8 protein-coding genes are annotated in these 8,624 nt (G+C 64.3%); 7 read left to right on the forward strand and 1 reads right to left on the reverse strand.

The window, feature by feature from the left end; translation table 11 throughout:
• Window positions 1-13: 13 nt before the first annotated feature.
• Complete coding sequence (gene tauA, locus PSEMO_RS21460; protein WP_075804971.1) at window positions 14-991, reverse strand: taurine ABC transporter substrate-binding protein; 978 nt, start codon at window positions 989-991, stop codon at window positions 14-16.
• A 379-nt stretch (window positions 992-1,370) separates the two neighbouring features.
• Between tauA and PSEMO_RS21465 the strand changes: the two genes are divergently transcribed.
• The 7 genes from PSEMO_RS21465 to PSEMO_RS21495 all read left to right on the forward strand — a co-directional run bounded on the left by PSEMO_RS21465 (window position 1,371) and on the right by PSEMO_RS21495 (window position 8,431).
• Window positions 1,371-2,612 carry an SfnB family sulfur acquisition oxidoreductase gene (locus PSEMO_RS21465; protein ID WP_075804972.1) on the forward strand — a complete coding sequence of 414 codons (1,242 nt, stop codon included), beginning with the start codon at window positions 1,371-1,373 and terminating at the stop codon, window positions 2,610-2,612.
• Window positions 2,613-2,634: 22 nt separating this feature from the next.
• Window positions 2,635-3,840 carry an SfnB family sulfur acquisition oxidoreductase gene (locus PSEMO_RS21470; protein ID WP_075804973.1) on the forward strand — a complete coding sequence of 402 codons (1,206 nt, stop codon included), beginning with the start codon at window positions 2,635-2,637 and terminating at the stop codon, window positions 3,838-3,840.
• On the forward strand, window positions 3,840-5,240 hold the full coding sequence (locus PSEMO_RS21475; protein ID WP_075804974.1) for an LLM class flavin-dependent oxidoreductase: 1,401 nt from the start codon (window positions 3,840-3,842) through the stop codon (window positions 5,238-5,240). The genes PSEMO_RS21470 and PSEMO_RS21475 overlap by 1 nt, the downstream gene beginning before the upstream one ends.
• On the forward strand, window positions 5,233-6,048 hold the full coding sequence (locus PSEMO_RS21480) for a MetQ/NlpA family ABC transporter substrate-binding protein (RefSeq protein WP_075804975.1): 816 nt from the start codon (window positions 5,233-5,235) through the stop codon (window positions 6,046-6,048). The genes PSEMO_RS21475 and PSEMO_RS21480 overlap by 8 nt, the downstream gene beginning before the upstream one ends.
• A gap of 1 nt (window position 6,049) precedes the next feature.
• Complete coding sequence (locus PSEMO_RS21485) at window positions 6,050-7,165, forward strand: methionine ABC transporter ATP-binding protein (RefSeq protein ID WP_075804976.1); 1,116 nt, start codon at window positions 6,050-6,052, stop codon at window positions 7,163-7,165.
• Complete coding sequence (locus PSEMO_RS21490; protein ID WP_075804977.1) at window positions 7,155-7,799, forward strand: methionine ABC transporter permease; 645 nt, start codon at window positions 7,155-7,157, stop codon at window positions 7,797-7,799. The genes PSEMO_RS21485 and PSEMO_RS21490 overlap by 11 nt, the downstream gene beginning before the upstream one ends.
• A gap of 176 nt (window positions 7,800-7,975) precedes the next feature.
• Window positions 7,976-8,431 carry an REP-associated tyrosine transposase gene (locus tag PSEMO_RS21495; protein ID WP_075804978.1) on the forward strand — a complete coding sequence of 152 codons (456 nt, stop codon included), beginning with the start codon at window positions 7,976-7,978 and terminating at the stop codon, window positions 8,429-8,431.
• The last annotated feature ends 193 nt before the right edge of the window (window positions 8,432-8,624 follow it).

The following is an 8,624-nucleotide window of genomic DNA, read 5'->3' on the forward strand; positions in this document are numbered from 1 at the left end:
ACGACTCCGGGACTCAGTGAGTGATGAACGAAGAACTGACGTACGGCGAGTAATCCGGCAGCACCGCCTCGACCTTGCCCTGCTCCTTGAGGAACCTGGCGGTCTCGGTGATCGCCTGGGTGGTCGGTGCGCCGAGGGCGGCGACCTGGTCGGCGGCCAGCGGGAACACGTTGCCCTGCAGCAGGGCCGGGATATCGCTGGTCTTGGCGCCGGACAGCTTGGCCAGCTTGTCGACGTTGGCCTTGTCGGCCAGCCAGGCTTGCGGGTCCTTGCGGTAGTCGGCGTAGGCGTCGAGGGTCACCTTGGCGAAGGCCTTGACCACGTCCGGGTGCTTGGCGGCGAAGTCCTTGCGCACGATCCAGGCGTCGAAGGTCGGTGCGCCTTTCTGCGCCAGCTCGCCGGAGGTGATCAGCACCTTGCCGTTTTCCTTGGCGACGCCCAGTGCCGGGTCCCAGACGTAGGTGGCATCGATATCACCGCGCTTCCAGGCGGCGATGATCGCCGGTGGCGCGAGGTTGAGGATCTGCACCTTGGACGGGTCGATGTTCCACTGTTTCAGCGCCGCCAGCAGGCTGTAGTGGCCGGTGGAAACGAAGGGCACGGCGACTTTCTTGCCGATCAGGTCCTGGGGCGAATTGATCCCGGCGCCTTCGCGGGCGACCAGGGCTTCGGCGGCGCCGATCTGGGTGGCGATGAGGAAGGTTTCCACCGGCAGCTTGCGGGTCGCGGCGGCGGCCAGCGGGCTGGAACCGAGGTAGCCGATCTGCACGTCACCGGAGGCGACGGCGGTGATCACATCGGCGCCGTTGTCGAATTTGCGCCAGTCGATGCTGGCCTTGCTGGCCTGTTCATAACGACCGTCGACCTGGGCCACCTTGGCCGGGTCGACGGTGGTCTGGTAGGCGACGGTCAGGTCGGCAGCCTGGGCGAAAACGGCGGCACCGGCCAACGCCAGGGCGGAAAACAGGCGCAGTGGGGCGAAGAAGGTCATGTTGCACTCCTGGCGGGCAGTGGTGGGTAGTGGATGCAACAAAGACTAATTGATCTAAGAAAACAGAAATAAATAACTTTTTCGAATTAGCTTAGGAGACAAAGATTGATGGCCTCTGGGGCCGCTGTGCGGCCCTTCGCGGGCAAGCCACGCTCCTACAGGGGTACGCGGTGTTCTTGTAGGAGCGTGGCTTGCCCGCGAAGGACCGCAAAGCGGTCCCCTGGGACTGTTGAATCTGTGTTGCTACAGCAACAACCCTCTGTCTATCCATATTCCCAATCGTTAGTTCAAATAATTTTTATACACGATTACGGTATATGAACCGGACCACCGGACCCCAGTGCTTTTCTGTCGATTTCCCAGAAGATGAGGTCAGGTCATGTCCAATCTCGCCACCACCACCGTCCACAGCGATCTGGACACCGCGCCGCTGCTACTGCCCGCCAACGTCCTGCGCAGCGACGCCGAGGCCATTCAGGCCGCCCATGAACTGGCCGCCGTCGCCCGCCCCCAGGCCGGCAAGCGCGACCAGCAACGCAAACTGCCGTGGGCCGAGGTCGAGCAGTTCACCCGCAGCGGCCTGGGCAGCATCAGCATTCCCCGTGAATACGGCGGACCGGGGCTGTCGTTCAGCGCCCTGGCCGAAGTGTTCCGCGTCATCAGCGCCGCCGATCCGGCGCTGGGGCAGATTCCGCAGAACCAGGTCGGCATCCTCCAGTTGATCCGTGGCGCTGCCACCGAGCAGCAGAAGGAAGTGCTGTTCCAGTCTGTACTGGACGGCTGGCGCATCGGCAATGCCGGGCCCGAGCGCGGTACCAAGAACACCCTGGAACTGAAGGCACGCATCACCCGCCAGGGCGACGGCTACGTGATCAGCGGCCAGAAGTTCTATTCCACCGGCGCCCTGTTCGCCCACTGGGTGGCGGTCAAGGCGCTGAACGACGAGGGCCGCCAGGTGATGGCCTTCGTCCGCCGCGGCAGCCCAGGGCTGCGCATCGTCGACGACTGGTCCGGGTTCGGCCAGCGCACCACCGCCAGCGGCACCGTGCTGCTCAATGAAGTGCCGGTGGACGCCGAACTGGTGATCGAGAACTGGCGCATCGGCGACCTGCCGAACATCCAGGGCGCTGTGTCCCAGCTAATCCAGGCCGCCATCGATGCCGGCATCGCCGAAGCCGCCATCGACGACACCATCGCCTTCGTCCGCGAACGCGCCCGGCCGTGGATCGATGCCGGCGTCGAGCGCGCCAGCGACGATCCCTACGTAATCGCCGATATCGGCCGCCTCAAGCTCGAACTGCACGCCGCCAACGCCCTGCTGGCCAAGGCCGCCAGGGTGCTGGACGAGGTGAACGCGGCCCCGGTGACCATCGAATCCGCCGCCCGCGCCTCCATCGCCGTGGCCGAGGCCAAGGTACTCAGCACCGAGATTTCCCTGCTCGCCAGCGAGAAGCTGCTGGAGCTGTCCGGCAGCCGCGCGACCCTTGCCGAATTCAACCTCGACCGTCACTGGCGCAACGCCCGGGTGCACACCCTGCACGACCCGGTGCGCTGGAAATACCACGCCGTCGGCGCCTTCCACCTCAACGGCAGCCTGCCCGCCCGGCACTCCTGGATTTGACCAGACCACTGGAGCCCCTTTGATGAGCCACGTTTCCCTTCCGCACTACGACGTGCCGGTGATCGTCGACGACGCCCAGGCGCTTACCATCGCCGACCAGATCGCCGGCAAACTGCAACAGGACAGCATCCTGCGCGACCGCGAACGGCGCTTGCCCCATGCCGAGCTGGAGCTGTTCTCGCGCTCCGGGCTGTGGGGCATCAGCGTGCCCAAGGCCTACGGCGGCGCGGGTGTTTCCAACGTCACCCTGGTGAAAGTCATCGCCCGTATCGCTCAGGCCGACAGCTCCCTGGGGCAGATTCCGCAGAACCATTTCTATGCCCTCGAAGTGCTGCGGGTGAACGGTAGCGAGGCGCAGAAAAAGCGTCTTTATGCCGAGGTTCTGGCGGGCGTGCGCTTCGGCAATGCCCTGGCCGAACTGGGCACCAAGACCGCCCACGACCGCACCACCCGCCTGACCCGCGACGGCGACCAGTTGCGCATCAACGGCCGCAAGTTCTACGCGACCGGCGCGATCTACGCCCAGCGCATCCCCACCTCGGTGGGCGATGAAAACGGCGTGCAGCAACTGGCCTTCGTCCCTGCCGACAGTAGCGGTTTGAAAGTGATCGACGACTGGAGCGGCTTCGGCCAGCGCACCACCGGCAGTGGGTCGGTGGTGTTCGATAACGTCGCGGTCGCGGCCGACGACGTGGTGCCGTTCCAGAGCGCCTTCGAGCGCCCGACCCCGGTCGGCCCGCTGGCGCAGATCCTCCACGCCGCCATCGACACCGGCATCGCCCGCGCCGCCTACGAGGATGCCCTGCACTTCGTCCGTACTCGCACCCGGCCGTGGATCGATTCCGGCCATGACCGGGCCAGCGAAGACCCGCTGACCCTGAAATCCGTCGGCCACCTGGCGATCCGTCTGCATGCCACCGAGGCCCTGCTGGAGCGTGCCGGCGAGTTCCTCGACCGCGCCCAGGCCGAGCCCAACGCAGACACCGTGGCCGCCGCCTCCATTGCCGTGGCCGAGGCCCGGGCCATCAGCACCGAGATCTCCCTGGCGGCCGGCAGCACCCTGTTCGAGCTGGCCGGCAGCCAGGCCACCCTCGCCGAGCACGGCCTCGACCGCCACTGGCGCAACGCCCGCACCCACACCCTGCACGACCCGGTGCGCTGGAAGTACCACGCCATCGGCAACTACTACCTGAACGCGCAGAACCCACCGCTGCGGGGGACCATCTGATGGCGAAGAAGAAGATCCTGCTCAACGCCTTCAACATGAACTGCGTCGGGCATATCAACCACGGCCTGTGGACCCACCCGCGGGATACCTCAAGCCAGTACAAGACAATCGAATACTGGACCGAACTGGCGAAACTGCTGGAGCGCGGGCTGTTCGACGGCCTGTTCCTGGCCGATATCGTCGGGGTCTACGACGTCTACCAGCAGTCGGTGGACGTGCCGCTGAAGGAGTCGATCCAGCTCCCGGTGAACGACCCGCTGCTGCTGGTCTCGGCCATGGCGGCGGTCACGCAGCACCTCGGTTTCGGCCTGACCGCCAACCTCACCTACGAGCCGCCTTATCTGTTCGCCCGGCGCCTTTCCACCCTCGACCACCTGAGCCGTGGCCGGGTCGGCTGGAACATCGTCACCGGCTACCTCGACAGCGCGGCCAAGGCCATGGGCCTGGACGAGCAACCCGAGCACGACCGCCGCTACGACCAGGCCGACGAATACCTGGAAGTGCTCTACAAGCTGTGGGAAGGCAGTTGGGAAGACGGTGCGGTGATCAATGACCGCGAGCAGCGGGTCTACGCCCGGCCGGACAAGGTGCACAAGGTTCGCCATCAGGGCGAGTTCTACAAGGTCGAGGGGTATCACCTCTGCGAGCCGTCGCCGCAGCGCACACCGGTGCTGTTCCAGGCCGGTGCGTCCGAGCGTGGCCTGGGCTTTGCCGGGCAGCATGCCGAGTGCGTGTTCATCAGTGGCCAGAACAAGGCCGCGACCCGCGCCCAGGTGGACAAGGTGCGTGCCGCTGCCGTGGTCGCCGGACGTGATCCGCAGGCGATCAAGGTGTTCATGGGTATCACGGTGATCGTCGCCGCTACCGAGGAACAGGCCCGGGCCAAGCACGCCGAGTATCTGCGCCATGCCAGTGCCGAGGCCGGGGTGGCGCATTTCTCCAGCTCCACCGGCATCGACTTCTCCGCCTATGAGCTGGACGAACCGATCCAGTACGTGAAGAGCAATGCCATCCAGTCGGCGACCAGGAACCTGCAAAGCAACGACTGGACCCGCCGCCGCCTGCTCGACCAGCACGCCCTGGGCGGGCGCTACATCACCCTGGTCGGCTCACCGGAACAGGTCGCCGACGCGCTGGAAAGCTGGATCGCCGAGACCGGCCTGGACGGTTTCAACCTGGCCCGCACGGTGACCCCGGAAAGCTACGAAGACTTCATCGACCTGGTCATTCCCGAGCTGCAGCAACGTGGCTCGTACAAGACCGCCTACGACAGCGGCAGCCTGCGGGAAAAGCTCTTCCCGGCCGGCACTGCCCACCTGCCCGCCGAGCATCCCGGCGCCAGCTACCGCCACCCGCACACCACCACCGCACACAAGAACGGAGCGCTCCAGCATGCTTAAGACCCTTATCAGCCGCCCCGTCGCGGCACTATCCCTATCAATCGGCCTCTCCCTCGGCCTGATCGGCGCCAGCCATGCTGCCGAGGCCCTGAAAGTCGGCACCACCGCAGCCTTCGCCGTGCCGCTGGAAGCGGCGGTCAGCGAAGCCAAGAAGCAGGGTCTGGATGTGGAACTGATCGAGTTCAGCGACTGGATCGCCCCCAATGTCAGCCTCAATGCCGGCGATATCGACGTGAACTACTTCCAGCACATCCCCTTCCTGGAAAACGCCAAGGCGGCCGGTGGTTTCGACCTGACACCCTACGCGCCGGGGATCATCAACAACGTCGGCCTGTACTCGAAGAAATACAAAAGCTTCGACGAACTGCCGCAAGGTGCCACCGTGGCCATCGCCAACGACCCGATCAACAGCGGGCGCGGCCTGCAACTGCTGGCCAAGGCCGGGTTAATCACGTTGAAGGACGGCGTCGGCTACAAGGCCACCGAAGAGGACATCGTCGCCAACCCGAAGAAGATCAAAATCCTTCAGGTCGAAGCCGTGCAACTGGTGCGCGCCTACGATGACGCCGACCTGGTCCAGGGCTACCCGCACTACATCCGCCTGGCCAAGACATTCGATGCCGAGTCAGCGCTGCTGTTCGACGGTATCGACCACAAGGAATACGTGATCCAGTTCGTGATCAAGCCCAAGAGCAAGGACGACCCGCGCCTGGCGAAATTCATCGATATCTACCAGCACTCGCCGGTGGTTCGTGCGGCGCTGGACAAGGCCCACGGCAAGCTCTACCAGCCGGGCTGGGAGAGCTGAGATGAGTACCGCCAACGCCCGTGTGGCGCTGGATGCGCCGCCGCTCGAAGCGATCCGCCGTCAGTTGCACCCGGAGCTGAACAGCGCCCATGTGCGCTTCGTCGGTCTGCACAAGACCTACCCGGGGCAGGACGCCCCGGCCCTGGCCGACATCGACCTGAACATCCAGCACGGCGAGATCTTCGGCATCATCGGCCGCAGCGGCGCCGGCAAGTCATCGCTGATCCGCACCATCAACCGCCTGGAACAGCCCAGCGGCGGACGGGTGCTGATCGACCAGGTGGATATCGCCGGCTACGACGAGGACCAACTGGTCGGCCTGCGCCGGCGCATCGGCATGATCTTCCAGCACTTCAACCTGATGTCGGCCAAGACCGTGTGGCAGAACGTCGAACTGCCGCTCAAGGTGGCTGGCGTGGCGAAGGCCGAGCGGCGGCGCAAAGTGGAAGCGTTGCTGGAGCTGGTGGGGTTGCAGGAGAAGCATCACGTCTATCCGGCGCAGTTGTCCGGTGGGCAGAAACAGCGCGTCGGGATTGCCCGGGCGCTGGTGCATGACCCGGCTATCCTGCTGTGCGACGAAGCCACCTCGGCGCTGGATCCGGAGACCACCGAATCGATCCTCGGGCTGCTGCGGGATATCAATCGGCGCCTGGGGCTGACCATTGTCCTGATCACCCACGAGATGGCGGTGATCCGCGATCTCTGCCACCGCGTGGTGGTACTGGAGCGCGGGCGGGTCGTCGAGCAGGGCGAGGTGTGGCAGGTGTTTGGCGATCCTCGGCACGAGGTCAGTCGCACCTTGCTGGCGCCGTTGCAGCCTGCCTTGCCGGCATCGTTGCTGGAGCGCTTGTTGCCGACCGCACCCGATTCACGGGCCGCGCTGGTATTGCGCTTGCGCATCAGCGGCCAGGACCGCGAGGCGCCGGATCTGGCGGCACTGTTCAGTGCGCTGCGAGGCAAGGTCAGCCTGTTGCAGGGCGGGATCGAGCCGATCCAGGAGCGCGCGCTGGGGCAGTTGGTGATTTCCGTGTCTGCGTCGGTGCATACCCATGACGTGATTATCCAGCGTGCCCGCAACTGGGCGGCGCAGGTGGAGGTGCTGGGCTATGTGGTTTGATCGCTTGTTGCAGGGGGTGATCGACACCCTGCTGATGGTCGGTGTGTCGTCGCTGATCGCCTTGCTGGTGGGGATTCCGCTGGCGGTGATCCTGGTCACCAGCGGCAAGGGCGGGACCTTCGAGGCGCCCACTGTGAACCGGGTGCTGGGGGCGTTCGTCAACCTGTTCAGGTCGATTCCGTTCCTGATCCTGATGGTCGCGCTGATTCCGTTTACCCGGTTGATCGTCGGGACCACGTATGGGGTCTGGGCGGCGGTGGTGCCGTTGACCATTGCCGCGACGCCGTTCTTTGCGCGGATTGCCGAGGTGAGTCTGCGGGAAGTGGATCACGGCTTGATCGAAGCGGCGCAGGCCATGGGCTGTCGCAGGTGGCATATCGTCTGGCATGTGCTGTTGCCGGAGGCACTGCCGGGGATCGTTGGTGGGTTCACCATCACCCTGGTGACCATGATCAACTCCTCGGCCATGGCCGGAGCCATTGGTGCGGGTGGGCTGGGGGATATTGCCTATCGGTATGGGTACCAGCGCTTCGACAGCCAGATCATGTTGACGGTGATCGTCATGCTGGTGGTGTTGGTGGCGTTGATCCAGGTGAGTGGGGACCGGTTGGCCAGGCGGTTGAACAAGCGCTGATCTCTCGGGCCTCATCGCTGGCAAGCCAGCTCCCACAGGTTCAGCGGTGCTGCGCGATACCTGTGGGAGCTGGCTTGCCAGCGATTGGCCGGTCCAGACACAACAGGAATCAATGACTCTCCTCCCTGGACCAGCCTCACGGCTACCTTGAGTTTTCCACATTCAAGGAGCGAGACATGGACCGTCCCTCTTCCCACCGCCTGCGCCGTGGCCGGGTTTCAGAGCCCGGCAGGCTGTATGTACTGACTACTGCTACTGAACGCCGAGAACCGATATTCAACGATTTCGGCCTGGCCAGATTGGTGATCTATCAACTCAGGCAAACAGAACAGGAAGGCTCGGTCACTTCTCTCGCATGGGTAGTGATGCCCGATCACCTGCACTGGTTGATTGAATTGAAGAATGTGACCCTGAAGACCTTGATGCGACGCTTCAAATCACGAAGTACCTGTGTTGTGAACAAGGCCTGTGGCCGACAAGGCAAGCTATGGCAGCAAGGGTTTCATGACCGGGCCTTGAGGCGGGAAGAAGATATCGTGGCAGTTGCCCGCTACATCGTCGCCAACCCGATTCGGGCTGGACTGGTCAGAAAGGCGGGTGATTATTCCCATTGGGATGCGGTGTGGCTGTAGGGCCTATCGCTGGCAAGCCAGCTCCCACAGGTCCCGCGGTGCACGCAATACCTGTGGGAGCTGGCTTGTTCTGGTCAAGTTTTTCCGGACACCGATTACGGTGATCAGGCCGCCTGCTGCTCCATAGCTATCGGCGACAAGTAATTGTTGTGGCTGTGGAGCCTGACTCGGTTGTATCGCATGAAGAAGCTGG

The sequence above is a fragment of the Pseudomonas putida genome (assembly GCF_001941965.1).
Lineage (GTDB): Bacteria > Pseudomonadota > Gammaproteobacteria > Pseudomonadales > Pseudomonadaceae > Aquipseudomonas > Aquipseudomonas putida_L.